Raw genomic sequence first — 26,732 nt, forward strand, 5'->3', positions numbered from 1 at the left:
ACTTCCCTCCCTTCTCAGCTCTCTGCCCGTTCCGTCATCATCTCAAATTCATCAAGGGTTTGATCCTTAATAAATAATTCTTCTACGACACAGCCCTCTTTCATCACCAAAACACGATTACATGTTTGCATCAATTCATAATTATCATTTGAGACAACTATGACCCCTATCCCCTTTTCTATTGCCAAGTCTTTGATGATATTGTGGATATCACTTTTCGCGCCAACATCAACTCCAACTGTCGGGCAATTAAGAATCAGAATATTCGGCTCTGAAGCCAGCCATTTCATTAGTACAATTTTCTGTTGATTTCCACCTGATAATGAATTTGCCGGATTCCCAGGAATCATTCCTGTTACTTCCATTAAATTCATACTTTCGTACTGTTTTTTCTTTAATCTTTTTACATTAACAATACCCGCTTTATTCGTATAATCTCTGATGATTCTTGCTATGATGTTGTCTGCAATTGACTGATCCAGATGCAGCCCTTCAGTCAATCGGTCTTCAGGCACATAAGCAATTTTGTATCGAATCGCCTCTTCAACATTCCTAAAAATACCGACATTTTTCCCCGAAATTTCGATACTTCCCTTGGTCGGCGTAATGAGGCCAAACAATGCTTTAGCCAGTTCACTTCTGCCACACCCAAGCAAACCAGTTATCCCCAGGACCTCCCCTTTACGAAGCGTAAATTGAATATCCCTAAAAGCCTTCTTATAACACAAGCCATTTACTTTCATCGCTGGAATATCGTTTTTCGGAACATAGGTAAACTTGGAATTTGAATATCTTTTCCCAGTCATATAGTAGACGATCTCTTCATTTGTAATTTTTGCATCACCTACGTCTGATTGAAATACCCTTCTCCCATTTCGCATGATCGTATAGCTATCACATATTTGTGATACTTCATCAAGCTTATGACTCACAAACAGCACTGAAACACCACTATCTTTCAATCTCCTTACAATTTCGAAAAGCCGCTGCACCTCTTTCGTTGTTAAAGCCGTTGTAGGTTCATCCATGATAAGTAGTTTTGCTTTCTGCACAATCGCCCTACATATCGCCACCATTTGCTTCTGCGCTACGCTCAAACCTGCTACATACAAATTGGGGTCTATCTCAAAACCAACCTGGTCAAGAATCTTCTTCGCACTTGCTTTTATGTCATTCCAGTCAACATGTATTTTTCTTTCCGCCACTGTCGAGTACATCATGATGTTTTCGGCAATCGTCATGTTAGGGAACAGCGAAAAGTCCTGATAGATTACTTGAATTCCCTCCGCAATTGCTTCAGCAGTCGTAATCTTTTCATATCTTTTGTTATTGATAATCAATTCACCACTATCAAATGAATGAAACCCAGAAATAACTTTAATCAACGTAGATTTTCCACAACCATTTTCACCGATCAAGCAGCGAATTTCACCCTCATTGATTGTGAAATTCATTCCGTTCAACGCTAGCGCACCATAGAATGATTTATATAAGTTCTGAACCTCAACAATAGCCTTCAATGTTTCACCACCCTTTTAAGTCATTCGATCCTCTTTAATTGAGCAGAAGAGCGGCGGCACTGGCCACTGCTCTTCTGCTCAAGAATCAAATTCGGTATCAGAAGTCATAATCAGCCATGTTTTCTTTTGTTACATCGACCCAAGCTGAACCAAATACTGTGTTATCTTTCACTTTACAATTCTCATATCCCTTAACGCCAAGATTAATGCCATCTTTAATTTCCTTCCCATCAAGCACCATCGTTGCAAGATAACACATTGCCTCTCCGGCATCTGCCGGATCCCAGAATGTAAACTTTTCAATCGTTCCGTCATTCATATAGTCTTTCGCCTGAGAAACCAGACACGTCCCCGTCACTGCAATTTCTCCTGCTTTTCCTGCTTCTTCAACAGCCATCGCAATTCCTGGCGGATCGTTTGTATCACATCCTATGAATCCTGCGATATCCGGGTATGTAGCAATGACTTCCTTGGCTGTATTATATGCAGCTTCCTGGCTGGACCCCTCAACCACATCACATACCTGATACATGTCCGGATATTTTTCCTTCTGCTGTTTGACTGCCCCTTCTGCCCACTGCTGATGAGACGTACTTGTAAGGCTTCCAACAACAATTGCATATCCTCCTTTTTCGTCCATCTGTTCAGCAAGCAGATCCATCATATGAGCGCCATATTCCTGATTCACAAAAGCTTCCATATCATAGTCAACATTCTTCATTCCTTCCGCTTCATGTGAAATAACAACAATGCCAGCATCCCGTGCCTTGGCAAGTGTCGTCTCACACGAAGAAGGATCAAATGGAATAACCGTTATCGCATCTACATCAGAGGCAATTGCATCCTCTATGCTGGATATTTGAACGGCCGTATCCGCATCACCCGTGGGTCCCGACTGATAAACCGTGTTACCTGTTTCGTCAGCAAATTTCTGATTGCCAGCTTCCATTCTGTCCCACCAAGAGATCCCAATACATTTCGGCGTATTCGCTATCGTATAAGTCCCCTTAGCAAAAACAGTTGGAGCAGAAAGCATCGTCAGTCCGGTAACAGTTGCGATTGTAATCGCTATTGCTCTTCTCATACAGTGTCCTCCTTTTTGTTAATAATTGAACACATAAGTTCATATAAGTAAGTCTTTTTGTGTTCGTTTATTTGTTTTATTATGGATATGATAATTCTATGCGATTGCTTTGTCAATATACTTTTCTTTGATAATTGGAAATAAAATTTATTATAATTGAACAACTAACTTATATTTATTTTATATTCAAACTTTTTCAGAAATATTTTTAGTGGTTCATTGAGTGTTCTTTATAGCGATATTCATTTTGTATAGATGAATTGTTCTATATATATTATATGTTGTTCGTTTTTGTTGTTTTTATTGCTTTTATTGATACATGGTTATAGAATGGAAGCAGAAAATTGCAAGGAGCAAAGATATGTTTCAAATCGAACGGCAAAAGCAAATATTGGACCTTGTTAACAGCGCTCACAAAGCTAATACAGCCGAGTTATCCAGAAAGTTACAAGTCTCCCCTGTAACAATCCGACGTGATATCGAATCCCTTGCAAAACAAGGATTAGTCGTAAAAACACACGGAGGCGTCGTATCAATTACCCAAAGTCCGCTTCATGAGATTCCTTACTCAATAAAAGCAGATCAGAATCTGCAGGCCAAAAGGGCAATAGGCATGCGAGCTGCATCAATCATTGAAGATGGGGACATCATTATTCTGGATTCAGGTTCTACAACACTTGAAATTGCCAAAAACATTACACAACAGCATATTACCGTTGTAACAGATGACATTAAAATTGCAATGGAATTAGCAGGGAAGGCAAATATCACTACTATAATGTGCGGAGGGACATTGATTGACTCTGTCTATACTTTGAGTGGTCCAGCTGCAATTAGTTTTTTTAAAACATTGCATGTCAATAAAACCTTTCTCGGCTGCGATGCAGTCGATGTCGATTTCGGAATATCAGACCGCTCCTATGAAGAAGTGAATGTCAAAAGGGAAATGATCAGAGCAGCTGATCAAACCATAGCAGTTATAGATCATACAAAATTTAATAAGAAAGTTTTCTGCTATTTATGCACTCCTTCTGTCATTGACATTTTAGTTACTGACCAGATTGATGACAAGTATCTTAAGTATTTCAAAGATAATGATGCGCGTATCATGTTGGCGGCAAATTAATAAATACGGCTGAGCTTCAGAATGAGCCAGCCGTATTTATTTCTTACCGAATCTGTTGTTGACCACTTGCAGAGTAGATCTCGAACCATTCATACTGTTCCAGCTTCACGTCAAGCGCTCTGATTGCAAGGTCAAGGCGTGTCGGATTTTTACTTCCTGAAAGTGGAATGGCACCTACCGGGTGATACATAATCCATGCATATATGATGGTTGCCGGATCCTCATGATGTCTGTCCGCTATTTCAGCAATCTTACGGTAGGCTCTTTCACATAACTGATCATCTTTGTTAAAGATTCTTCCGCCTGCAAGCGGCGACCAGATCATAGGGTGAATCTTATGGAAGGTCAGATAATCGATCATCCCTGAGTTAAAATGTTCAAAGCAAACCGGGTTCCATTCAATCTGGTTTGTGACAAGCATCCCGTCCATTGCCTTATTCAGGCCATCAAATTTATATGGATCAAAATTCGATACACCCGCTTCACCCACAAGTCCTTCTGATTTCAGTTTTTTAAGAGCTTTTGCCGTATCCCATGGATCAAGAAGCGGGTCTTCTCTATGTATCAAGTACAGGTCAATATAATCCGTATTCAGTCTTTTTAAGCTCTCATGGCATGACTGAATAATACGATCACTGGTTGTATTGTAATATCCGAATCCATTATGATTAAAAATCCCCGTCTTGGTTACCAGTTCAATCCTGCTTCTTATAGACGGATCCTTTGAAAAAGCATCTCCCATTAATTTCTCAACAGCCGTGTTCCCGTATATCTCAGCTGTATCAAACGTCGTAACGCCCCGATCAATGCAGCAATTCATAAAATAAGCCAGTTCATCTGCGTCCATGTTCCATCCATCCAGCCTCCAGAACCCCTGGACAACCGCAGACAAAGTAAGCCTGTCAGACATCTTTACTCTTTTCATCTTTTCCCATAATGCTGATTTTCAATTTTATCAGCATATTCCTTTCTTAAATGATGATGATCTATTGGTACTTTTGTGACCTTCAACTTATAACACACAAATACCTTTTCTGTTCTGGATATTGACTTTATTTCTTTGCATTCTTCCTCATATCAAGAGCCACTGAAGTACAGATAATTACTCCCTTAATGACCAACTGCCAGTTCGAATTCAATCCAATGAAACTCAAGCCATAGCTGATAAAAGTAAATATCATAACACCAATTAAAGCGCCTGACACTTTTCCTATACCGCCGCTTAATGATACTCCACCAATGACACATGATGTGATGGCATCGAACTCGTATGCGTTTCCATAAGAACTATTTGCTCCACCAGTTCTAGCCACCTCCAGAATTCCGGCAAACCCAACCAGAATACTTTCTATCACAAAACATGCAATCGTTATTTTGGTTACACTGATTCCTGAAACCTTTGCTGCCTCAGCATTCCCCCCAACAATATAAATGTTTCTGCCAAAGGTTGTTTTATTCAGCACAAACCACGTAAATAGCAGGATTGCAAAGGCAATCACAACCATTATACTAATCTGACCCCCAATTTTAAAACGACTCAGCACAGTAAGGCTGTTTTTTATCCCTCCTATCGGCTGTGAATTATTAGGCTTTTTAGCGAAATACAGCTGATTGATCCCATAAACTGCAGATGCCATCCCATATGTTGCAATAAATGGTGCCATATGCAGCTTCGTAATCATCAATCCATTAATTAGACCTATACAAGCCACAAGTCCAAGCGTAATCAGTATTGGTACAATTATTGGCAAATTAGGCAGGTTAGGCCAAAAACGATTCGAATAGGTAACATCCTGTGCCAGAGAAGCGCATACGACCGCTGCAAGGCCTACCTGACGCCCACCTGCTAAATCTGTTCCACCAAGTAATAACGTAAACATTAATCCAATCGCACAAATCAACTTAACGGCTGACTGTGTAAGGATATCCGTCACCACCCTCCACTGAAAGAATGCAGGATCAATTATTATTATGCCAATAATCATAGCAAAAAGTGCAATAATCAGTGCATTGTCCAGCAGCACTTCATTCAGCTTTTTTTTACGATTAATCGAATTCATGCGTGTTACCTCGATTTCCTTGATGTCTTTGATGAAGTTGTCGCAAAACTCATAACCTGTTCCTGTGTGGCGGCGGAAGCTTCCAACATCCCGGTCTGTCTTCCTTCGCACATGACCATGATTCTGTCAGATATTCCGATTAACTCCGGCATTTCAGACGATACCATAATAATCGACTTACCCTCACTGGTCAGTTTTCTCATTATTTTATAAATTTCATACTTCGCCCCGACATCTATCCCTCTTGTCGGCTCATCCAGGATCAAAATATCGCTGTTGGCAAGAAGCCATCTGCAGATCAAAACTTTCTGCTGATTTCCCCCTGAAAGATTTTCTATAGGCGTCTTGGTACTAGGAGTTTTTACATTCAGGTTGCTTACAACCTGATCGACATACTTCTGAAGCCTTTTATTATCAATCAAGCCGATTTTATTACCGCAAAGCTTTTTATACGAAACAGCCATTGTGTTATCAAACACAGAAAGCATTGGGATAATACCTGTGGCCCGGCGTTCCTCGGTTAACATCGCAAATCCATTTTTTATCGCCTCTTTAGGATTTGCATTATGTATCTCTTTCCCATATTTTACCAATTTCCCGTCCGCAATTGGTCTTAACCCAAAAATAGATTCAACTAACTCCGTACGCTGGGCTCCAACAAGCCCCCCGATCCCTAGAATTTCTCCTTTTCTGACACTGAAATTAATATTCCGAAATGATTTCGGATTAACACTCGTAAAGTTTTGAACCTCCAGGCTTATTTCCTCTTTTACAATGTGCTCATTTGGAGGAAATCGGTCTTCCATCTTCCGGCCAACCATCAAATTTATCAGGCCATCTATTGTTATGTCTCTAATACTGCTTTTCATCACATAGTGTCCGTCGCGCATGACCGTTATCTCATCGGCTATTTCCATTATTTCTTCCAGCTTATGAGAAATATAGATAATTGACCTTCCTTCGCTCTTCAATCTCTTGATAATCTTGAATAGATGCTCTGTCTCGGCATCCGTCAAAGAAGATGTAGGCTCATCCATAACAATGATTTTTGAATCATAAGAAACCGCTTTCGCTATTTCAACCGCCTGCAGTTGTGATACTGAAAGAGTTCCTGCTATCGTTTTAGGAGATATATTAAACTCCAGTTCACTGAGCAATTTCTGAGTTTTCTTCAGCATCAGGGCATCATCAATGATAATGCCTTTCTTTTCCATCCTCCCTGCCCAGATATTATTTACAATATTCATATAAGGAATTGGCGCCAATTCCTGCTGGATCATCGATATCCCCAGCTTCAAAGCTTCATTGGGACTGCTTATTTCAACTTGTTTCCCGTCAATTTCAATTGTACCTGAATCCTGACGATACAGTCCATAAAGGCATTTCATTAGGGTAGACTTTCCTGCACCATTTTCTCCGATAAGGGCATGTACTGTTCCTGGCCGTACAGACAACTGTACCTTGTCCAAGGCTTTCACCCCCGGAAATGTTTTTGTAATATCTATCATTCTCAGGCGATATTCATCCATTAAATCACCCCTTCACTCTCCTGAATACAGTCAGGGCGTCTTGGCAGACGCTTTGATCTGTCAGACGCCCCCTAGCCACATCGTTCAGGTTTGAATTAATTTGCCTCTGTTTCTGTATCGCTGGAAATACTCTGAATCTGTGCTAATGTATCATCCAGATTATCGCTGTCAACAATTACATATGGTACCCATACGTATTTCCCATCAACTGTGCATTCTACCCCAATCGTGTCCTCTGTGATCTCCTCTCCCGCAACAATAGCCTTCATAGCATTGATGATCGCAATGGACTGATTCTTTCTATCATTCAGAACCGTCCCTAAAAGCTCTCCCTTCTTCATTGCCTCAAGTGCATCAATATTCGCATCAATACCGACAATTGGAACAAACTTACCTTTGTCTCCCTGATTGTATCCATTATTCAAGCATGCCTGAAGAGCTCCCATCGCCATACTATCGTTATTTGACAGAACCCCTTCAACTCCGTCAATTCCATATGCGGTAATCCAGGTATTCATTTTGTCCAAAGCTTGAGACTGATCCCAGTTTGCTGTATCACTTGCAAGAATTTCATAATCTATTCCATTCTTTTTCAGGGTATCCTCGTACGCCTGCGTTCTGAGCGTTACATCCTGTTGCCCCGTTTCTCCCTGAAGAATACAGATCTGTAACTTCCCATCCCCATTCTTATCAGCAATATCTTTATTATCATTCCAGTAATTGATCAGAGCCTGTGCGCACATCTCTCCTGATTGAGACGCCTCTGCTCCAATATAATAAGCGTCATTATATTTATTCATCGTATCATCAAGAGGCTGCATATTGAAAAAGATAACTGGCACCCCCTCCGCATCTGCCTTCTGTGCCATCGTTTCACAAGACTCACGATCCGGTGCACATATTGCCAGAATGTCTGTTCCTTTGGTAAGAGCTGTATCTAACTTATTAACAGCCGTAGTCACACTATTTTCGCCATCCTGCATCTCAAGGTTAATTCCGCCCATTGAGTCAGCCTGCTGCTGCATGATGATACGAAATCCGCTTTGAAACTGATCATCAAAAGCTCTCCAGATCACGGTTGCATTAATTGGGATATTGTCAGCCGATTCCATATTTGCCTCCGAATCAGCCATCGCCACTGTTGCATCCAGAGAAACCACTGTTAAAGCCGTCAAAAACAATGCTAGATGCTGTCTAAGTTTCATTTTGTCCTCCTTCTTACGAACCATCAATTGTTTTTCTGCTCAAAGATCAAACAGTCTCCAACCTAAACTGCCTCATCTTTGTTTTAATAAACTCTTTTGCACATTCTTTAGAGTTTATAAACATAGTAGTATTATATTTAAATCCTTCTCTCCGCTTCATCGTTTCGAATGAATCCGCTACAGAGACAAGGACGTCTGTAGCAACATTAATTTTACGAATCCCGTGTCTGATGGCATCCTGTACCTGATTGATAGGAGTACCCGAGCCACCATGTAAAACAAGCGGGACATTGACCAGTTGTTCTATTTTAGCCAGCCGATCGATATTGAGGTGGGGGGCAGCCGTATAATGTCCATGCTGGGTTCCGATTGCTACAGCAAGACAATCGATTCCTGTTCTTTCAACAAATTCTGCTGCCTCGTCAGGATCGGTCTGCGCGGCTTCAGGTCCAAGTACTTTTAGATCCCCCTCCTCCCCGACAAGTCTTCCAAGCTCACCTTCCACTGTCACTCCGAAACAATGGGCAAAGTCGACAACACGTTTTGTAGCTTTTATGTTTTCCTCAAATGGCAATCCCGATCCATCAAACATAACCGATGAATAACCTGCATTAATCGCTTTTACAATGTCATCATATGATTTAAAATGGTCAGCATGAAGCGCAACTGGAACTTTTGAATCAAATGCCGCTCTCTTTACAGTTTCAACAGCAGAATCATATCCGCCAAGAAGTTCTACGCAATCTGTTCCGGTAATAAAAATGACCGGAACGTCTAATTCAGACCCAGCTTCAATTGCTGCTCTCGCCATCTCATATGAGACAGTAACGAACGCGCCATATGCAACATTCCTTTCTTCCGCAAGTTCCAGTATCGGTTTCATCGGTGCAAGTTTCATTGTATTGTCCTCCATAAGTGATTGTATTATTTGAACGGATATTTTATCCGTTATTACCCTTCTTCCAAATATAAAACTGTCTTACTGCTTCCTCATATGACGGTACGCCGCCCACAGAGCCCCTTTTGCTCACGTTCAGGCTTCCTATCAGGGACGCAAACTCCGCACAACGAAAGAAATCATTCCCATGAGTCATAGCACATAAGAATCCCGCCATGAATGAATCTCCGGCACCAGTTGTGTCTACAACCGGAAACATATGCGGGCAATCTATAAAACGTTCAGTCCGATAGTCGGTAACAAAACACCCTTTTCCTCCCAATTTGACTCCTAAAAACTTCATGTGATATGTTGAGAAATATGCCGCTATCTCTTGCAGGCTGGAACTTTTAGTAATCGCACTAGCCTCCAATAAGCTCGGGAAAAAAACATCTGTCTCCTCAAATATTGCCGGAAGACACTCCTCCCAGTTTTGATTTGCTTTCTCATTGATTGCTGCATCCATCACCGTAACAGCGCCATACTCATGCGCCTTTTTAAAAAGTCTCTCAATTCCTCCATCATCCATCTGTTTCATCGCTAATAAGGAACCCATATACACAATATCTGCATCTTTGATTAATACTTCTGATATGTCATCATAGGATAATTTTTCAAACATCTCTCTATGCGATAAAAAATGCCGTTCGCCTGTACCGTCAAGCAATGCAAAGCTACATGGTGTAGGCGCCGTACAATCTGTTTTCACACCGCTTATATCAACTCCATTCTTCTTGCATTCATCAAGCAAAAATCTCCCATACAAATCATCTCCAACCTTGCCGCACATCATAACATCACATGACAGGCGAGCTGCTCCGATCGCGGTATTCAGTGCATCTCCCCCACACGATTGAACCGGAGAGTCTATCTCTATACTGTCAATTGATAAAATATTATTTGGCACTGGTCCAATAACAGTATCGTAAACCATCATTCCAACGCTAAGTATTTTCATAGTATCGTCTCTACATCCTTTTGTACGTATGTTGTGACTATATCATCATGTTTAATATAAGTCAATATCACTAATCTAATAAATATTAATCTATATTTTTGTGCACAATGTTTAATAGTTATCTAGATTCAGTAAGTAGTTGCTATTTTTATAATCTTATGATAAGGTTAGATGTTGTTAGGTATTATTGTTCGTACAATGTATGCATTGACGAACATTTTTCTATTATAAAAATATAGAAAGTTGGTACATTATGACACTTTTAACAAAGCACCTTGATAAATCGACTCCAATTCCACTATATTACCAGTTGAAACAATTAATTTTGTCAGAAATACAATCTGGAAATATAAGAGTTGGAGAGAATATCCCGACAGAAATGCAGTTAGTCGAACATTTTCAGATCAGTCGTTCAACAGTTCGGCAGGCAATCAAAGAATTAGTCTCAGAAGGTTATTTAAAGCGAGAGGCAAGCAATGGTACCATTGTTACGAAACCTGAGCAAAAAAATGAAAGTTTTATACGATCTTTTGAACCTTTTTATCAACAAGTCAAGCGGTTAAATAAGGTTCCGCACACCGAGTTGATACAGTTAAAGGTAATCGATCCGGATCCGAATTTGAAAGCTAAAATGGGGTTAACGCAATCTGATAAAGTAATATATATGTTCCGTCGAAGATTGGCAGATCGCACCCCTATGGTTCTGATTCAAAACTATATGCCATATTCCCTTTGCTCATTTGTTCTTAGTGAAGACTTTACTGTCAAATCACTGTACGAGCTGCTTATGTCTCATCCAGAAACGTTAATCAGCAAAACACAATCCATCGTTTCTGCGGCTTTTCAAACAGATGAGGACAAAGAACTCCTTGAACTGACCAGTGAAACGCCAATGCTTTGCTTCCATAATATTTCTCGACGCAAGGACGGCACTATTTTAGATTATGCATTTTCCCGCTACCGCGGAGATCTCAATAAATTTGAAATCTTTGATACGCCCAAACCGCATCCAGAATATTGAACGTCCCCTTTTGCTTTTTAGCGATGGTGATCTATCAAGCTAATCTTTAAATTGAGGGCCTAGGCTCATTTGCTGTTCATCTAAACTATAACTGAACAAAAGAAGATAAAAAGATCCCATAGATAGTACTGCCCAAAGGTCAGTTCTATCTATGGGTCCTTGGCAATTGAAATAAATATATCAATCACACATATCAGTCCAATTGCATGAATTTGAACTCTTCCTCTGAAGAATCGCTACGTCGTATGGTTTGAGTTCAATCTGACCGCTTGTTTCTTCTCCCTTTATCAGCTCCATACAAGTTCCATCCACTGGGACAATAATGGTATGAGAATTGTGATTCAGTACAAATACTGCTTGCTGAACACCATCGGTTACAGGCACGATTTCCACTCCATCCTGTGCTCCAATTAGCATTCTGATTCCGTTTCTGTGGCATAGATATTGCGCAAAGCGTTTCATCGCTTCCTCGTTCAGATCGCAACCAAGATAATATACTGTTCCTTTTCCATACGCATTCTCAGTCAGACATGACTTCCCAGAATAGTATTGCTCCGTATATACACCCAATGTTTTCGCTGTTTGAGGGGTGATGATATCACACCATAAGCTGGAGACACCGCTTCCAAATACCCCTGCCACTGCTGTATGCTTTCTGTATTGTGGATCATAGTCATCAACTTTAATTCCTGTCATATCTTCAAATATACCAGGCGGCGTAAGCGGGAGCATCGTGTTCTCCATTGTTTTAATTCCACTTCGAAAGGAAAGAACCAGGCAACCACCATTCTTGATATACTGTTCCAGATTGGTCTTCTGCGAATCACTTACCATGATCAACGCAGGGGCAATAACAAGCTTGTAACAAGAGAGATCATCATCCGGCGAAACAAACTCTACTGGAATTCCCAAATTGTAAAAGGCTCTGTAATAGTCCAGCAACAGTTGATCATACTGAAAACCCTCTACATGCGGATGCACCTTATGGCTCCATTCGCAATCAAAAGATTTCATGATGGCAACCTTTACGACAGGCATCAGTTTTCCAAGTTTCTGATTAAGTCGTTCGATTTCAACTCCCGTCTGACCAATTTCCTGAAATCTACGGTTTGTTTTTCCATCATGTGAAAGGATTCCATTCCAGTACTCCTCCGTTCCGAAAAGGCAGGATCTCCATCGGAAAAACATGACGGTATCTGCTCCATTTGCAAATGAGGAATATGTCCAAAGGCGCAACTGCCCTGGTTCAGGAACAGAACCAAGTTTTGACCATCCTATCGCAGCTGCCTGCTGTTCCATCACCCAGAAGGGCTTGTGCTTATAGCTTCGAACAAGTGCATGATCTCTGGACACCCCAGCGTCTTCTGCAATCCCCCACTGAAAATTTATATAATTATCCCATGCAGTAAAATCGAGTGTCTTACTAAGTTTGAAGTAATCGATTCCTGTTCCGCTATTCACCCCCGCATCAAGCATATTTGTCGTGACCGGGTAATCACTGTATCTTCTGATTATATCGATCTGTTCATTCATAAAAGATATGACGGAGTCGGATGAAAAACGATCAAAATCCAAAACCAGAGACGGGTTCTGGCCTTGTGTTCCTTCCGGATCCGCTGCATAGCAAGCTCCTTCATACGGAACGATTACCTGTGAAAAATCGTTGAATGTTTCACTCCAGAATACACTGCCATAAGTTCGATTTAATTGATCAATCGTCTTGTACTTGTCTCTCAGGTAACTCTGAAATTTTGCCTGGCAATTTTCACAGTAGCATCTCGTTGTGTTGGCCCACCCCAGCTCATTATCAATCTGCCAACCCTCAATTGTCGGATGACGACCATAACGCTCCGCTATCCTTGTGACAAGGTCCCGCACTTTGTTTCGATAAATATCGCTATTGAAACAATAATGTTTCCTCGTACCGAATGGACGAACTCTTCCTCTTTTGTCTTTTTGGTAAAGTTCGTCGCCATACTTGTCACACATCCACTTGGGCGGTGTTGCTGAAGGTGTCCCCAGCACTACTTTCATATCATATTTCTGCAACACTTCCAGAATATGATCCATCCATTCAAACTGATAGAATCCTTCCTCCGGTTCGTAAAGAGACCAATCAAATTCACCAATTCGGACAACTTTAATTCCACATTTATGCATCATCTCAAGGTCGGTTTTCCACCGTTCCTCATCCCAATGCTCAGGATAATAGTCTGTTCCGATTCTCATTGCTTATGGTTCCTTTCACAATGCTGCCGTTCGCTTACTTAAATCTGAATTTAAGTTTCTGAAGGTTTTGATCTTTACTGCTGTCGCCCACATAGGCGATATAGTCAATATCTTCCGTCACAAAATCGTCATCCTTCTCAGAGAAATAAGCCATATTCTCTTTCGATACTGATAGCTCAACTTTCTTTGTTTCCCCTGGTTCAAGTTCCACCCGCTCAAAATCACGCAGCACCTTCTTTGGACGATCAACCTTGCTTTCCTCACATCCTACATAAAGTTGGATGACATCTGCACCGGCTCTATTTCCAGTATTTGTAACATCCATCATGAGCTTTGCCTTTTGTCCAAACACAACGAGTTGTGGCTTTCCAATACGAAATGTTGTATAAGACATTCCATATCCATAAGGATATAACACTTCCTTGTTTTCCTTATCCATCTTTTCGTATCCGTGATAATACTCGTAGGTAATTTTTGTACAATCAGGATCAAAATACGGGTAATCCTCCTCATGGTATGCGACTGTATACGGAAGTTTTCCGCTCGGATTGACGTCCCCAAAGAGGATTTCAGCCAACACTGTCCCGCCTTCCATTCCTCCATAGAATGGAAGCAGAATAGCAGGGACTTGTTTCTCCCACTCATCAATGAGAATTGCGCTACTTCCAATCAATGAAACAATCGTATTGCTGCATATTCCAGACACTGCGTTGATGATATCAATGTCTCTTTTATGAAGCCTCATGGATTTTCTGTCACCACCGGCAGTCGCTTCTGTTTCAACTTTCGAAGAAAGAAACTCTCCCTCATCGCTGTGTACATATCCAGCAACAATAATGACTGCATCTACATCAGCTGCCTGTTTTTTTGCTAGGTCAAGATCATCTCCTTTGTTATAAAGAACCAGAGCATCTGACATTCTTTTCATAATTCCGGCCAGTGGGCTTACCGCGTAGTATGGATGAACCATTGAAGATCCATGATCGCCGATGTTCTGCGCATTTCCCAATTCCCCTAATACAAGAATTCTCTTCGTCTTCTCCGGGTCAAGCGGAAGAACCTGCCAATCATTCTTCAGAAGAACTGCAGCCTCCCTGGCTGCTTTTTTTGCAACAGCAATATGTTTATCGCTGGCGATCACGTTCGTCGTATACTCCTGGGGGTCCTTTCTGGTTTCATAATAGAGGATTGTTCTCAAGATATAGCTGACAGCCTCATCGATATCTTTATCTGTAAGCTTTCCTTCTTTAATCGCCCTGGGGATCTCGTTCTCATAGTATGCAATACAAGGCATCTCTACATTCAGTCCCGCTTTGACAGACTCTACAGCACGCCCCTTGTGAAGTGCCCACAAAAAATCAGAAAGTGTAAAGCCCTCAAAGCCCCAGCGATCACGAAGCGTGTCTCGAAGTAAATATGAATTTTCCGAACAGTACTTTCCCATCACACTGTTATATGCACACATAACAGAAGCTGCTCCAGCCTCTATACATTTTTTAAAATGAGGCAGATACACCTCATGAAGCGTGCGCTTGTCCACCTGAACATCTGCAGTGAATCTCGCATTTTCAATGCTATTCAATGCGAAATGCTTAATACACGCCATAACGTTCTGGCTCTGGACACCTTTAACAAGGGCAGCCCCCATCTCTCCAATATGCCAGCTATCCTCTCCATAAGTTTCCTGAGCTCTTCCCCATCGTGGATTACGAAGGAGATTTATACACACGCCTCCGTAGTAATTCCCGCCGACGGCACGAACTTCAGCTCCGATGCACTTTCCAATTTCTTCCTCAAGTTCCCTGTCGAATGTAGCTCCACGTGCAATCGATACAGGGAAGCAAGTTGCAGAACCAGCAACAACACCTCTTGGTCCGTCAACAAACCGAAGGTTCGGTATTCCAAGGCGGTCAATCGCCAGTGTAGGATACGGATCATGGTTATAATGTACAATATCAAACAGATCATATAGCAGCTTCTCTTCCGTGATTTGTCCGGACATCACTCCTATTTTTTCCTTCAACGTCAGCTGAGGAATCACCCTATTCTCAACATAATCACGAATTTCCAGCTTACTACAATTCTCTGTTAAACATGTATTTTTAACAGCCTCTCTCATAGCCCCATCTCCTAACGTAATAAAATGTATGCTCCTGTCCCGATTTACTTCCGCTTCGCATACTTTCTCATATCAACAATGACAGCAAGCAGAATAATCAATCCTTTTACGATATACTGCCAATACATATTGACCCCAATAAAAGAGAGGCCATAATTGATCACTGTAAAAATCAAAACGCCTATAACAATGCCGCCAACAGAACCAACACCACCTGACATTGAAACTCCGCCTACAACACAGGAAGCAATGGCGTCCATCTCATATCCATTCCCTGTTGTATTAGATGCACTTCCAATACGGCCTACTTCCAGGACTGCTGCAATCGCATACATAACTGCTGCGAGAGAGTATGTTTCTATAAGCACCTTCTTTACATTGACTCCTGAAACCTGTGCAGCTTCTGGATTTCCACCCACCGCATAGATATACTTGCCAAACTTTGTCTTGTTCCAAAGAATCCACACAAACACAATCGCTGCAATCGCAATAATCGTCAGATATGGCAGTCTGAAAGACCCAAATTTTACACCTCCTGTACACAGTTTTGTCAACCTAGGTGTAATTCCGCCAATTGGCTGTGCTCCATATGGCTCACGGTCAAAATAGATGGAGGATGCCCCATACAGAACCAACTGCATAGCCAATGTAGCAATGATTGCCGGAACTTTTAGCTGTGCAACACAGATACCTGAGATCATCCCCAGCAACGCGCAAAGCGCAATAACAAGAAGCAGTGGAACAATAATCGGAAGCTCCTTCAGATGAGGATACATTCGGTATGCGTACCCTACATCCTGAAGCATAGATGCAGAAATAACTGCCGCAAGGCCAATCATCCGGCCTGTTGAAAGATCGCATCCTCTTACAAGCAGTACCATGCCTGCCCCAAGCGCAATGATGATACGTGTCGAAGACTGCGCCAGTATATTACTGAAATTTGATACCGACAAAAATCGAGGTTCGATACAGATAATGACAACTATAAGAACCAGAAGCACTACATAGATAATCTTTTCGGTAAATAGCTTCCGGATCAAATCACTGATTGAAGATTTTGATTTCATTACTCCACTCCTCCCGCTGAAACATATTTCGCTGAAGCTTCCATCAACGTTACCTGATCTGCTTCACTAGATTCGAAGATCCCAGCCTGCCGTCCGTTGCTCATCACCAGAATTCTGTCACATACGCCTAAAAGTTCCGGCATCTCCGAGCTGACCATGATGATGCTTTTTCCCTCTGCTACCAGGTCATTCATAATCTGATAGATTTCATATTTGGCTCCTACATCAATCCCTCTTGTAGGTTCGTCCAGAAGAAGAATCTCAGGATCTGTAAGAAGCCACTTCCCAAAAATCACTTTCTGCTGGTTTCCCCCTGAGAGCGTACCGATTTTTGCCTTCCCCCCCGGAGTTTTCACATGCAGCTTATCGATCTCTTTATTTACCGCCTTCTGTATGCTCTTGTCACTCAGAAAACCATGCTTCATATATGGGTTCAGATTGGCAATCGTCATATTGAAATACACACTCAGATCTGCAAAGATCCCGTCACGTCTTCTTTCTTCTGTAAGCATGGCGAACCCATGTTTCATCGCTTTTTCAGGCGTCCCGTTGTCAATCTCTTTTCCATTCAGCCGGATGCTTCCATCTCTCTTGGCACGAATTCCAAACAGTGTTTCAAGTATCTCAGTTCTACCCGCCCCAACTAATCCTGCAATTCCAAGAATCTCGCCTTTTCTCAGTGTAAAATTCACATTCTTGAATTTTGGTGTCATGCTGGAAAGTTTTGAAACTGTTAGAAGTGTTTCCCCTGGCTTTACTGATCTTTTCGGATAACGCTCCTTCAGCTCACGTCCAACCATCAGCCGAATAATTTTATCCGTATCCAGATTATGTACAGATTCTGTCGCTACCCATTTGCCATCCCGCATAATGGTCACTTCATCCGAAATCTGCATGATTTCTTCCATTTTATGAGAAATATAGATAATGCTGACTCCTTTATCCTTCAGCATTCCAATTATCTTAAAAAGATGAGCCACCTCATCTTCAGTCAGTGACGATGTCGGTTCGTCCATTACAACTATTTTTGCATTGTATGAAACTGCTTTTGCAATCTCTAACATCTGGCGGTCCGCAACCTGAAGAGCTCCTGTAATAGTCTTCGGATCCACCTTAATGTCCAGATCATCCAGTATTTTTTTTGTATCATCATACATTTTCTGGTGATCTACAAAGACTCCCTTCATTGGAAATCTTCCTAACCAGATATTTTCCATAACGCTTCTGTCGAGGACCTGATTCAATTCCTGATGCACCATCGAGACATGGTTTCGAAGCGCCTCAGCCGGGTTTTCAAAACTGACTTTGCGGCCGTCCAATATAATCTCACCTTCATCCAGAGAATATATACCAAACAGGCAATTCATCAATGTTGATTTTCCGGCACCATTCTCCCCCATCAGAGAATGAACTGTTCCTGGCCTTACTCTCAACGTAACATGATCCAGAGCCTTCACGCCTGGAAATGTTTTCGTGATATCTTTCATCTCAAGAATATACTTGTTTCCCATAAGCGTCCTTATTTTATTCATCCTGACATTCAGTCATATTATTTTTATAAGTACATTGGTATGTGGCATAACATGCTCACACACCAATGTATACACGTCCTCGAAATATGCTTACTGCGCCTCGGTCTCCACTTCTGTCGACACCGCATTGCCTTCATATGTTGCAGCTGCTTCATCAACATTCTCTACAGTGACCGGTTTGTATGGTACACGAACTGCTTTTGAGCCATCGGTATCAAACTTGAATCCAGTTCCATCGAGCGGTTCTTTTCCATTGATCAGGTTCTGTGCAATCTCAACAATCAGTGTTCCCTGAGTGCTTGCATCCTGAAGTACAGAGCCCATCATTTCTCCGCTTCTGATCTTTTCGAGCGCTTCAGGGAGTGCATCAATTCCAATAACCGGAATGTATTTTTCACTTTCTGCTCCCTTTTCATTAAATCCAGCGGCTTCGATTGACTGAAGTGCTCCGAGAGCCATCGCGTCATTCGCACAATTAATGAACTCAATTTCATCTCCGTACTTGGAAATCCATGCATCCATCTTTTCTTTGGCCTTCGCAGTATCCCACATGCCGGTGTCCTCTTCGAGAACATCGAGTTCGATCCCCGCATCTTCAATTGCTTTTTTGACATAGTCCGCTCTCGGCTGGCTCGCTGTATGTCCCGGGTCCCCCATCAGATCTATAAATTGAATCTTTCCATCCCCATTCTTGTCTGCTTCAGGATGTGCTTTCCAGTATTTTGCGATCATCTCGCCCTCAATCGTTGCTCCATAATCACCGCCAGTAGACGTTACCTGATACAGATTGTCATAAGAATTCACAACGTTCTTATCCGTAATTTCTTTATTGAAAAAGATAACCGGAATGTTTCCAGCATCCTGGACTTTTTGGATGATCGCGGGAGCGGCCGTCGTATCAACAACTGAAACTGCAATTGCCTTAGCTCCTTTTGCGATGGCTGTATCAATCTGATTCAGCTGAGTAGACTGGTCAAGCTGGCCATCATCAATATTAACCTTGAACTTCCCCTCACTGGCTTTTACAATCGCTTTTCCAATGTAGGAATTAAAGTTATCAGTAGAAGAATAAATACCAGCCCCCAATATAGGAAGATCTTCTGCCATCGCCGGCACAGCAACCAGTCCAGCTGCCATCATTCCACACAGTGCAACGCTAACAATTTTCTTCATTTTGTCCTCCTTCTTGTATTTACAGGAATACATGTTTGTTGTTTCGATGAAGTTACTGTATCAATTTCAGTATTCTTTGTGCAACTTATTGTTTATAGAAATTGGGTGTCATTTTTTAGGAATCCCATTTTTATGCTTTCTGCAATTTGCCCCTCTCACATTAAGTGTTAAAATCAATGAGACAGACAAAATTGCAATAATAAAGGGAGGCATCCCATGCTTAGGGTTGTAATCGCCGACGATGAAGTAAAAGTCATACAGCTGATCGAACTGTTAGTTGATTGGTCTTCGTTTGATATGCAGATCATAGCTCGGGTAAAAGATGGTCAGAAGGCACTTGATCTGATCCTGAAAGAAAAGCCTGATATTGTCATCACTGACATACGAATGCCTTCTTTAAATGGAATTGAGCTGGTTGAACGGGTACACGAGGCAGATTTGCATCCATATTTTGTGATCATCAGTGGTTTCAGCGAATTTGAGTACGCTCAAAAGGGGATTCAACTAGGTGTTGAAGACTACCTTCTAAAACCTTTGAAAAAAAAGGATCTGGAATCAGTTCTGCACAAAATCCAGGCGAAACATCAGAAGATGAATCAAACGGATGCAGAGAAAGACAGTCTGATTGATCAACTGAAAGAAAGTCAGAAACGCGTAAAAAGTAGTTTTCTAACTGACGTACTGATCCAGCATCTGTCATCCCCGCTTATGATGTCCCCTGATCAGCTCGACAAAAAATATGGTTGCCAATTGATCAGTCCACAGTTGCGGTGCCTGGTTACACACATCTACACGGATGACATCCGAAACACTTCAGAAAATCAGGAGCAGGTGTCTTTTATTCTCCCAAAGATTTTGGAGATTCTGGAAAGCCTTCTAACACCACTTTGTGATGAGGTTATTAGCATCATTGGAAATTATGAAGTCATTACCCTTATTGGCTATTCTGCAGAAGATCCCCAAATGATTTATGAGGCTTTGGGGAAATTAAAAAACAGTTTTATCAACTATAGGAGCATATATTCATCTCTACATGGAGTCATTGGAATCAGCAAACCATTCACAAGTATAAGGATGCTTGTTGAAGGCTATCAGGATGCCGAAAGAATGCTCTTCGGGAGATTCAATAGAGAAGGTACTTTTCTCCTTCTGTCTCAGGATTGCGGAATCGATACAAAATACCCAGGGATAGCCCCTTCTTATCGCAAGACAGTTTCAACTAAAATCGAGCTCCTGGACGCTGAGGGATTTTGCAATGCCGCTGAGAAGTATTTTGATTACATCAGATATGTATCAGATAACGCCTCTGCTGTTCAGAGCGCCTGGTCTTCATTGTGTGAAACTGTAATATACGGCATCCGGCTATTCCCTGATGCACCAGAGGATATCTCTGCAACTGCAGAGGAACTTTCTCTTGCTATTGAACGTATCTATTCTCTCGAGTCATTAAGAGAATTGTTCATACAGTCTGCCTGTAAAATCATTGAACAGTTCACAAGGGTCAAGCAAGCTCTCGAAGACAAGCCAATCCGAGATGCAAAAAAATATATACAGGAGCACTATAGCGAACCGATCACTCTGGAGACAGTCAGCCATGAGGTTGGTTTCAATCCGGCATATCTTTCAACAGTTTTTAAAAAATCCACCGGTCAAAATTTCTTAGAGTATGTTAAGGAAGTCCGGATTGAGAAAGCGAAGGATCTGCTGGTCAGAACCAACATGTCCCCCGCCACAATTGCATCTGCTGTTGGATATACCGATCTGAAATACTTCACACGACTCTTTCACAAAGCAACGAACTTGACTTTAAACGATTACAGAAAGTTGTACGGGTAATACAAAATATGTCTGAAAAAAGAACACTGTTTTACAAGATGCAAATGCTTCTACTTATTTCGCTATTCTCCATGTTTAGTGTACTAGTCTGTATATTGGCCGTTTTTGCATCTGACCATCTGAAATTTTCAGTACAAATCATCCTATTATGTTTCCTTGCTTGTACAATTTGGATACTGATTTATGACATAACCATCATATTTCCAGAATATCACTACTATATAAAGCTGTGCAGGCGATTCCGCGATGGGCAAATCTATCAGGATTATATTGATCATATTGGAGGGCTGTTTCCAATTCTGAAAGACGATATCAGCCGGCTGGATATGCTTCTTGACCGTCAGAACACAATGCAGCTCTCCACAAAACAGGCAGAATTCCTTGCTCTGCAAAATCAAATCAACCCGCACTTTCTCTACAATACACTAGACTCTATCCGGGGTGACGCTCTTGCCGCTGGGGTAGAATCTATTGCAAACGTCGCAGAGGCGCTCTCTACCTTTTTCAGGTATACAATCACAGAAACTCGCAATCTCGTTACAATTCAGGAAGAATTGGATAACGTCAACAATTATTTTATCATCCAGCAATACCGATTCGGAGACAAGCTTTCCATGAACATTGAAATAGAGGATGATCCTCAGTTGATCCTCGGTATGCAGTGCCCGAAACTCTTTTTGCAGCCGATCATTGAGAACTCGATCCTACACGGACTTGAGGGAAAGACGGACAACGGAGTTTTAACGATCCACATAGAACTTGTCGATCAAGATCTTCATATTAATGTCATCGATAATGGCTCTGGTATTCCCGAGGATATCCTTGATGAATTAAATCGGAGCCTGGGACGGGTTTCTGTAGGTGCCATCGTCGAGGCAAAAGGCAAACACAGCGGAATTGCACTCAAGAATGTTTGCCGGCGCATTAAACTTCTTTTTGGCGAGCAATATGGCATTCACATCAGCAGCATTGTTGATATTGGGACGAAAATTGAAGTCGTTCTGCCTTCCACTGCAAAATCGTAATACAAATTTGTTATCCGGCAGCAATCAACAAGCAATCAGTTTAGGAAGCCATATATGAAACATATATTGTTTAAAATGGAACATTCGTCTGTATATCTGTCCGGTGTAAAACTCCTGACCAATTTTAATATGCAGATATATCAAGGCCGTACACTGGGAATTATCTGCAGTAACGTGACCGAAGAACAGGCGCTGCTCAACATGTTTTCCGGAAACTGTCAGATTGAAGGCAACCTGCTCTTTTCAGGTTGCTCTGATACTGATATGCCATACTACAAAAAATTCCATCATATGTTCTTTGTAGTCGGGAACCATATGAACCTGATCAAGAATTTATCAATCGCTGAAAATATCTGTATCTTTTCTGATTCAAATCCCATGATTCATTCAACAGAATACCGGGTGCGCACTGCGCAGCTTTTCAAAGATTTTCATATTGATATTTCAGTTGACCAGCAGGTAGTAGATCTCGAACCCTGGGAACAGCTGTTGGTCGTCCTGATCAAGGCTTACAACGAACACCGGAAGGTCATCGTCCTTAACAATATTACAGATTTCATCACAGATTCGGAGTTTCAAATCATTGATTCCGTCATACGGAAAATGGTTCAGGATGAATTCTCATTTGTTATGATTGACTCTCTGGAGAGCCGAATATTTGATTCCGCAAGTGAAATTCTGGTCATTAAGGGTGGTACTTCTGTCGCATGTTTCTCCTCCGATTTTATTGACCGGAGATCCTTTTACAAATACATGCTCCCCCAGAGAAAGCAAGGTCAGGAAAGTCCTTTTATTCAACACAATTATGATGATGAAGATGGGTATGTTGATCCCCAGCCTTTTCTTTCCTTTAACCACATCTCTACAAATATCCTTCATGATGTGTCGTTTGATGTATTTAAAGGAGAACTCATCAAAATTCTATGTCTTGACGAGATAACTCTTAAAGGTTTCCACTCACTTATCTTCGGAGAATCTCAGGTAAAATCAGGAAAAATCATCATTGGAGGCGCACCACATCAGATCAGAGATATTGTACATGCGATGAAACAAGGTATCTGCTGGTGTCCGGAAAGCCCTTATAAGAATGCAATTGTTCCTTCTATGTCTCTGCGTGACAATATGATGCTTCCATTGTCTCGCAAAGTAAACTATATCTGGTTCAAAAGTGATTTTTCAAAAAATATAGATCAATTTCTTCATATTTATGAAAAAATTGACTCACCGCCCGCCCCTGCCAGTCGATTTTCCCCTGAAACCCTTCAGGAAATTGCATATGCAAGGTTCCTGATCAGTGCGCCCAAAGTCCTTTTTGTCGAAAAGCCTTTTATTGAAACAGATCTGCAGATGCGTGAGACAACCAGGAAAATGTTAAATCTTCTGACTCAGCGTGGGATAACGATTATCCTCCTATTTTCATCTATTTCTTCACTCAGGTTAATGTCAGGCGATGAAATATACATTCAAAACGGCAGGATAATATCAGAAGACGAACTGTACCAGATATTTTATGGAAGCTAAGAGACCAGAGAGCATTTTATTGATGCCCTGATGCTATGTCTTAAATCATAAAGAAAGTGTTTGAAGGAACAGGCAGTGCAGGATGCATCCCTGAAGATCGGGAGAAAGATCCTCCGCTGCCTATTTGTAAAACGTTCCGCAGAGCGGAAAAGAGCGTTCCGTTATTCCATAATTCTCATTCCAGTCATTATTATAATGTAGTTCCAGTCTGCCCATATGTACGTGAGGAATTGACTTTGCCTTGAGATAACCTATTATTCTATTTATAATGCATTTATGGCATCTCGTAAGGTATTTCTGCTTCTACATCAGAAGCTCCACGTTGTCCGGGCCCATTCGCAGAAGTTTTGTCCACCATCTCTGAAATGCCATATTTGCATAATACCTGAATCCGTGAAGCTCAGCTTCAAAATGTAGGGATCGACTCGTTTAAGGCATTTATCCGATGCCCTTTGTGGTAATGATCCCTGTTCACGAGTTACTGTTGTTGAATTTCTGGTTGCCAATTACTTTTCATGGATAAATAGAGCGCAACTAATAAAGCAAGCCCTAATGTCTGGCTCTGGCGGATTTCATATTATGATAAAACCAGTTCCTGATGCAGATCCACAAACACCGGAATCCAGATATTGCTCTTTCCCAGTGAGAGAATAAGCCTTCTGAAATGCTCTTAAACATGACCGGCAATAAGGATCAAGTTGCTGATCACCGTACGGATCCTTCGGCGCTTTATTTTTCGTTTCGTCCTGGGCGCGCTGCCGCTCTTAAGTGACTTCTGCCCGATAATGCGAAGAACGTTGTAAGCAAGTACAGTGAGTTCAAGAACGAGTTCATTGGTGTCAAACTTTCCAGACGGAAACCGCTCGACATCCATATCTGTCTTGATCTCGCTGTGATACTGCTCGCTTTCGCCATGCTCATGGTAGAGCTGGATCACCTCATCATCAGACTGCCCGAGGTTTGTCCACCAGGTATTTACTTCGATATCTGCAGGGAACAGATACTGGCCATGCTTGTCAATGGTGCGCTCGATGATTTCATAGCCTATACGGAGGCAAATGGTCTTTTGCTCTCCACCGGCGGCCGTATAGGGAACGTCCTTCCAGCTGCTTCCAATGTATACAGTCTTTCCCTCACGAGGGTGACGGATATCCATGCAGCAACCCTGCACCTTTTCAAGCCACCCCTCTTTGGTCTCACCACAGCGCATGTTCCGCTTGATGACAAACCAGGAACCATCTTCGATAAGGATGCCGAGGTTTTCCGCGGCATCCTTTCCGGAATCCATGCGAACTAAAAGCTGTTGAGCAGTCATCTGGTGGGCAAGGCGAAGGGTTTCCCGAAGAAAATCAGGCGTCTCTTCTGGCTGTGCCGCTTTCCTTCGCGCAGTTCAGTATTTACCAGAAAACCTTCGTCACCGATATAGGCCATGATAGGGGCTTGGCCATCGAAGCCTTTATAAGTCCTTGATACACCTTCCTTATTGATCTTGGAATTGTCACAGGGAGTGACATCAATATCAACGGGAACAAGAGCACAGGAGAGTGGCGATGGCTTCACGCCGATCGTATTAAACATCGTGACATTCGCAGCAAGGATCTCGTCCCTGAGCGCTTTCCGACCAGATCATTCTCTGCCGAAGGTTCTCTGCAGAAGGGATCGCATAGGATATCCCAAGGAACGCCTTATAGTAATCCGGATCAGCATGCAATTCACGGACTGCTTCAAAGGAAGGTTTTCCCTGGCAGAGAAGACCGATATAGGTAAGGAGAATATCTCCGTTCTTGATCTGAGGCTGGGAACGCTTATTGTCAATCTTTGTGCTGTTAGCCCGTTCGACCAGGTCGCTCTTGCCGAGCGCGCCTCCAACAAGCAAAAGGCTACTTGGGGTAATAAGCCGTTCATTAGATACTTCAACGATGATCTTCTTCATTCCGCGCACCTCTCTTCCATGGTCTTAATTGTACCAAACGGAATGAGAAATGAGTGAAATTTAGGGGTAAATACCTTCACCCGACGGGTGAAGCTGTAACAGTAATGTGAAACAGTGATAAATGCGGCAACTAAAGGATTTCTGCCTCTTTATCAAATATGAACTTCACGGATTCAGGATATATCTAATCTGTGTTATTTTGGAAATGGAATCTCTACACCTTTGCATGGACAAAACGATCCTAGAAAACTACTCCAGTTTTCTTGCTTCGAGAACTATCCCGAATAAATCAATGTGAACTCCCAGAGATTTTGCAACCAAAACTCATATAATGGGGTTTTGCAGTCTCTGGATTTTTTCTGTTTCATTCTTCGTCTTCCGACGGATCACCCTTGATGTATCGGAGGATGTCCTCATAGCTTCGTGAGCTTTCAGCGATTGCCTTCATCAGCTCTTCGCTCTGCAGTGCTTTCTTCTTGTCCAGCAGCTCTTTCAGCTCCTTCGTCAATTGATCATACTGTTGCCTGTTCTTGCTGATTGCCGTTTCAAACTTACTGATCTTTTGCTCCAATGCATCTCTGCTAATTGTTTTTGCCACTACTTTGTTCCCTCCTGCATCACACTACTGATGCAGGCAGCCTTATATTTCACATGAGATGCCTCAATTCCAAAGGCACTCAGGATTTCTTTCTGTGCCTTCGTCACCGCATGATCCATTCTGTATACGTCATCCAACTGCCTGCACATCTCGATTTTTTTCAAGTTCCCGGATAGCTGCAGGTACCCGTGAAATAGTTCAGCTTTTTTACCATGGTGCCTGCCTTGTCTTTTAACGTGGTATAAATTCTGCAGCGAAT

General features: G+C 41.9%; 20 protein-coding genes and 1 pseudogene. 5 read left to right on the top strand and 16 right to left on the bottom strand.

What is annotated here, in order from left to right:
- Positions 1-14: 14 nt before the first annotated feature.
- Together FYJ35_RS03585 and FYJ35_RS03590 are read right to left on the bottom strand one after the other, a co-directional pair.
- Entirely contained in the window at positions 15-1,520 is a 1,506-nt protein-coding gene (locus FYJ35_RS03585; RefSeq protein ID WP_235906331.1) for a sugar ABC transporter ATP-binding protein, read from the bottom strand.
- A 97-nt stretch (positions 1,521-1,617) separates the two neighbouring features.
- On the bottom strand, positions 1,618-2,604 hold the full coding sequence (locus FYJ35_RS03590; RefSeq protein WP_154523230.1) for an autoinducer 2 ABC transporter substrate-binding protein: 987 nt from the start codon (positions 2,602-2,604) through the stop codon (positions 1,618-1,620).
- 361 nt (positions 2,605-2,965) lie between these two features.
- Between FYJ35_RS03590 and FYJ35_RS03595 the strand changes: the two genes are divergently transcribed.
- The gene (locus FYJ35_RS03595; RefSeq protein ID WP_154523233.1) at positions 2,966-3,730 is read left to right on the top strand and encodes a DeoR/GlpR family DNA-binding transcription regulator; all 765 of its coding nucleotides are present in this window, start codon (positions 2,966-2,968) and stop codon (positions 3,728-3,730) included.
- Between the two features lie 43 nt (positions 3,731-3,773).
- On the opposite strand, the gene FYJ35_RS03600 is transcribed toward FYJ35_RS03595, so the two are convergent.
- From FYJ35_RS03600 to FYJ35_RS03625, 6 genes are all read right to left on the bottom strand, one after another.
- Positions 3,774-4,655, bottom strand: a complete 882-nt coding sequence (locus tag FYJ35_RS03600) for an aldo/keto reductase (protein ID WP_154523236.1) — start codon at positions 4,653-4,655, stop codon at positions 3,774-3,776.
- Between the two features lie 127 nt (positions 4,656-4,782).
- Entirely contained in the window at positions 4,783-5,790 is a 1,008-nt protein-coding gene (locus FYJ35_RS03605; RefSeq protein ID WP_154523239.1) for an ABC transporter permease subunit, read from the bottom strand.
- A gap of 5 nt (positions 5,791-5,795) precedes the next feature.
- A complete protein-coding gene (locus tag FYJ35_RS03610; RefSeq protein ID WP_154523242.1) occupies positions 5,796-7,319 on the bottom strand; it encodes a sugar ABC transporter ATP-binding protein in 1,524 nt (507 codons plus the stop codon).
- A 95-nt stretch (positions 7,320-7,414) separates the two neighbouring features.
- Complete coding sequence (locus FYJ35_RS03615; RefSeq protein WP_235906333.1) at positions 7,415-8,524, bottom strand: galactose ABC transporter substrate-binding protein; 1,110 nt, start codon at positions 8,522-8,524, stop codon at positions 7,415-7,417.
- A gap of 46 nt (positions 8,525-8,570) precedes the next feature.
- The gene (locus tag FYJ35_RS03620; protein WP_154523248.1) at positions 8,571-9,422 is read right to left on the bottom strand and encodes a class II fructose-bisphosphate aldolase; all 852 of its coding nucleotides are present in this window, start codon (positions 9,420-9,422) and stop codon (positions 8,571-8,573) included.
- 43 nt (positions 9,423-9,465) lie between these two features.
- Entirely contained in the window at positions 9,466-10,419 is a 954-nt protein-coding gene (locus tag FYJ35_RS03625) for a carbohydrate kinase family protein (protein WP_154523251.1), read from the bottom strand.
- Positions 10,420-10,672: 253 nt separating this feature from the next.
- Between FYJ35_RS03625 and FYJ35_RS03630 the strand changes: the two genes are divergently transcribed.
- On the top strand, positions 10,673-11,440 hold the full coding sequence (locus tag FYJ35_RS03630) for a GntR family transcriptional regulator (protein WP_154523254.1): 768 nt from the start codon (positions 10,673-10,675) through the stop codon (positions 11,438-11,440).
- A gap of 180 nt (positions 11,441-11,620) precedes the next feature.
- Here FYJ35_RS03630 and FYJ35_RS03635 read toward each other — a convergent pair whose 3' ends face one another.
- From FYJ35_RS03635 to FYJ35_RS03655, 5 genes are all read right to left on the bottom strand, one after another.
- On the bottom strand, positions 11,621-13,669 hold the full coding sequence (locus FYJ35_RS03635) for a beta-galactosidase (RefSeq protein ID WP_154523257.1): 2,049 nt from the start codon (positions 13,667-13,669) through the stop codon (positions 11,621-11,623).
- Positions 13,670-13,703: 34 nt separating this feature from the next.
- Positions 13,704-15,788 (bottom strand): beta-glucosidase family protein, encoded by a 2,085-nt coding sequence (locus FYJ35_RS03640; RefSeq protein WP_154523260.1) that lies wholly within the window; start codon positions 15,786-15,788, stop codon positions 13,704-13,706.
- Between the two features lie 44 nt (positions 15,789-15,832).
- Positions 15,833-16,855 carry a galactose/methyl galactoside ABC transporter permease MglC gene (gene mglC / locus FYJ35_RS03645; RefSeq protein ID WP_154523263.1) on the bottom strand — a complete coding sequence of 341 codons (1,023 nt, stop codon included), beginning with the start codon at positions 16,853-16,855 and terminating at the stop codon, positions 15,833-15,835.
- On the bottom strand, positions 16,855-18,387 hold the full coding sequence (locus tag FYJ35_RS03650; RefSeq protein WP_331469118.1) for a sugar ABC transporter ATP-binding protein: 1,533 nt from the start codon (positions 18,385-18,387) through the stop codon (positions 16,855-16,857). Before FYJ35_RS03650 ends, mglC begins: the two co-directional genes overlap by 1 nt.
- Before the next feature lie 90 nt (positions 18,388-18,477).
- Positions 18,478-19,560 carry a galactose ABC transporter substrate-binding protein gene (locus tag FYJ35_RS03655; protein ID WP_205839694.1) on the bottom strand — a complete coding sequence of 361 codons (1,083 nt, stop codon included), beginning with the start codon at positions 19,558-19,560 and terminating at the stop codon, positions 18,478-18,480.
- Positions 19,561-19,776: 216 nt separating this feature from the next.
- On the opposite strand from FYJ35_RS03655, the gene FYJ35_RS03660 reads away from it, so the two are divergent.
- Genes FYJ35_RS03660 through FYJ35_RS03670 form a run of 3 tightly spaced genes read left to right on the top strand, consistent with a single transcriptional unit; the run spans position 19,777 to position 23,942 of the window.
- A complete protein-coding gene (locus FYJ35_RS03660; RefSeq protein WP_154523272.1) occupies positions 19,777-21,396 on the top strand; it encodes a response regulator transcription factor in 1,620 nt (539 codons plus the stop codon).
- Between the two features lie 8 nt (positions 21,397-21,404).
- Positions 21,405-22,421 carry a sensor histidine kinase gene (locus tag FYJ35_RS03665; RefSeq protein WP_154523275.1) on the top strand — a complete coding sequence of 339 codons (1,017 nt, stop codon included), beginning with the start codon at positions 21,405-21,407 and terminating at the stop codon, positions 22,419-22,421.
- Positions 22,422-22,475: 54 nt separating this feature from the next.
- The gene (locus FYJ35_RS03670; protein ID WP_154523278.1) at positions 22,476-23,942 is read left to right on the top strand and encodes a sugar ABC transporter ATP-binding protein; all 1,467 of its coding nucleotides are present in this window, start codon (positions 22,476-22,478) and stop codon (positions 23,940-23,942) included.
- Between the two features lie 577 nt (positions 23,943-24,519).
- Here the strand turns inward: FYJ35_RS03670 and FYJ35_RS03675 are convergent.
- The 3 genes and pseudogenes from FYJ35_RS03675 to FYJ35_RS03685 all read right to left on the bottom strand — a co-directional run bounded on the left by FYJ35_RS03675 (position 24,520) and on the right by FYJ35_RS03685 (position 26,637).
- Positions 24,520-25,875 (bottom strand): annotated as a pseudogene (locus FYJ35_RS03675) (IS1380 family transposase).
- A gap of 364 nt (positions 25,876-26,239) precedes the next feature.
- Complete coding sequence (locus tag FYJ35_RS03680; protein ID WP_154523281.1) at positions 26,240-26,473, bottom strand: hypothetical protein; 234 nt, start codon at positions 26,471-26,473, stop codon at positions 26,240-26,242.
- A complete protein-coding gene (locus FYJ35_RS03685; protein ID WP_154523284.1) occupies positions 26,473-26,637 on the bottom strand; it encodes a hypothetical protein in 165 nt (54 codons plus the stop codon). The genes FYJ35_RS03680 and FYJ35_RS03685 overlap by 1 nt, the downstream gene beginning before the upstream one ends.
- Positions 26,638-26,732: the final 95 nt, after the last annotated feature.

This window comes from Porcincola intestinalis (genome assembly GCF_009696445.1).
Taxonomy (GTDB): Bacteria; Bacillota; Clostridia; order Lachnospirales; family Lachnospiraceae; genus Porcincola; species Porcincola intestinalis.

Coding starts and splice junctions, on each gene's coding strand:
- FYJ35_RS03590 (WP_154523230.1), bottom strand. CDS start 2,604: ATGAGAAGAGCAATAGCGATTACAATCGCAACTGTTACCGGACTGACG.
- FYJ35_RS03595 (WP_154523233.1), top strand. CDS start 2,966: ATGTTTCAAATCGAACGGCAAAAGCAAATATTGGACCTTGTTAACAGC.
- FYJ35_RS03600 (WP_154523236.1), bottom strand. CDS start 4,655: ATGAAAAGAGTAAAGATGTCTGACAGGCTTACTTTGTCTGCGGTTGTC.
- FYJ35_RS03605 (WP_154523239.1), bottom strand. CDS start 5,790: ATGAATTCGATTAATCGTAAAAAAAAGCTGAATGAAGTGCTGCTGGAC.
- FYJ35_RS03610 (WP_154523242.1), bottom strand. CDS start 7,319: ATGGATGAATATCGCCTGAGAATGATAGATATTACAAAAACATTTCCG.
- FYJ35_RS03615 (WP_235906333.1), bottom strand. CDS start 8,524: ATGAAACTTAGACAGCATCTAGCATTGTTTTTGACGGCTTTAACAGTG.
- FYJ35_RS03620 (WP_154523248.1), bottom strand. CDS start 9,422: ATGAAACTTGCACCGATGAAACCGATACTGGAACTTGCGGAAGAAAGG.
- FYJ35_RS03625 (WP_154523251.1), bottom strand. CDS start 10,419: ATGAAAATACTTAGCGTTGGAATGATGGTTTACGATACTGTTATTGGA.
- FYJ35_RS03630 (WP_154523254.1), top strand. CDS start 10,673: ATGACACTTTTAACAAAGCACCTTGATAAATCGACTCCAATTCCACTA.
- FYJ35_RS03635 (WP_154523257.1), bottom strand. CDS start 13,669: ATGAGAATCGGAACAGACTATTATCCTGAGCATTGGGATGAGGAACGG.
- FYJ35_RS03640 (WP_154523260.1), bottom strand. CDS start 15,788: ATGAGAGAGGCTGTTAAAAATACATGTTTAACAGAGAATTGTAGTAAG.
- mglC (WP_154523263.1), bottom strand. CDS start 16,855: ATGAAATCAAAATCTTCAATCAGTGATTTGATCCGGAAGCTATTTACC.
- FYJ35_RS03650 (WP_331469118.1), bottom strand. CDS start 18,387: ATGAATAAAATAAGGACGCTTATGGGAAACAAGTATATTCTTGAGATG.
- FYJ35_RS03655 (WP_205839694.1), bottom strand. CDS start 19,560: ATGAAGAAAATTGTTAGCGTTGCACTGTGTGGAATGATGGCAGCTGGA.
- FYJ35_RS03660 (WP_154523272.1), top strand. CDS start 19,777: ATGCTTAGGGTTGTAATCGCCGACGATGAAGTAAAAGTCATACAGCTG.
- FYJ35_RS03665 (WP_154523275.1), top strand. CDS start 21,405: ATGTCTGAAAAAAGAACACTGTTTTACAAGATGCAAATGCTTCTACTT.
- FYJ35_RS03670 (WP_154523278.1), top strand. CDS start 22,476: ATGAAACATATATTGTTTAAAATGGAACATTCGTCTGTATATCTGTCC.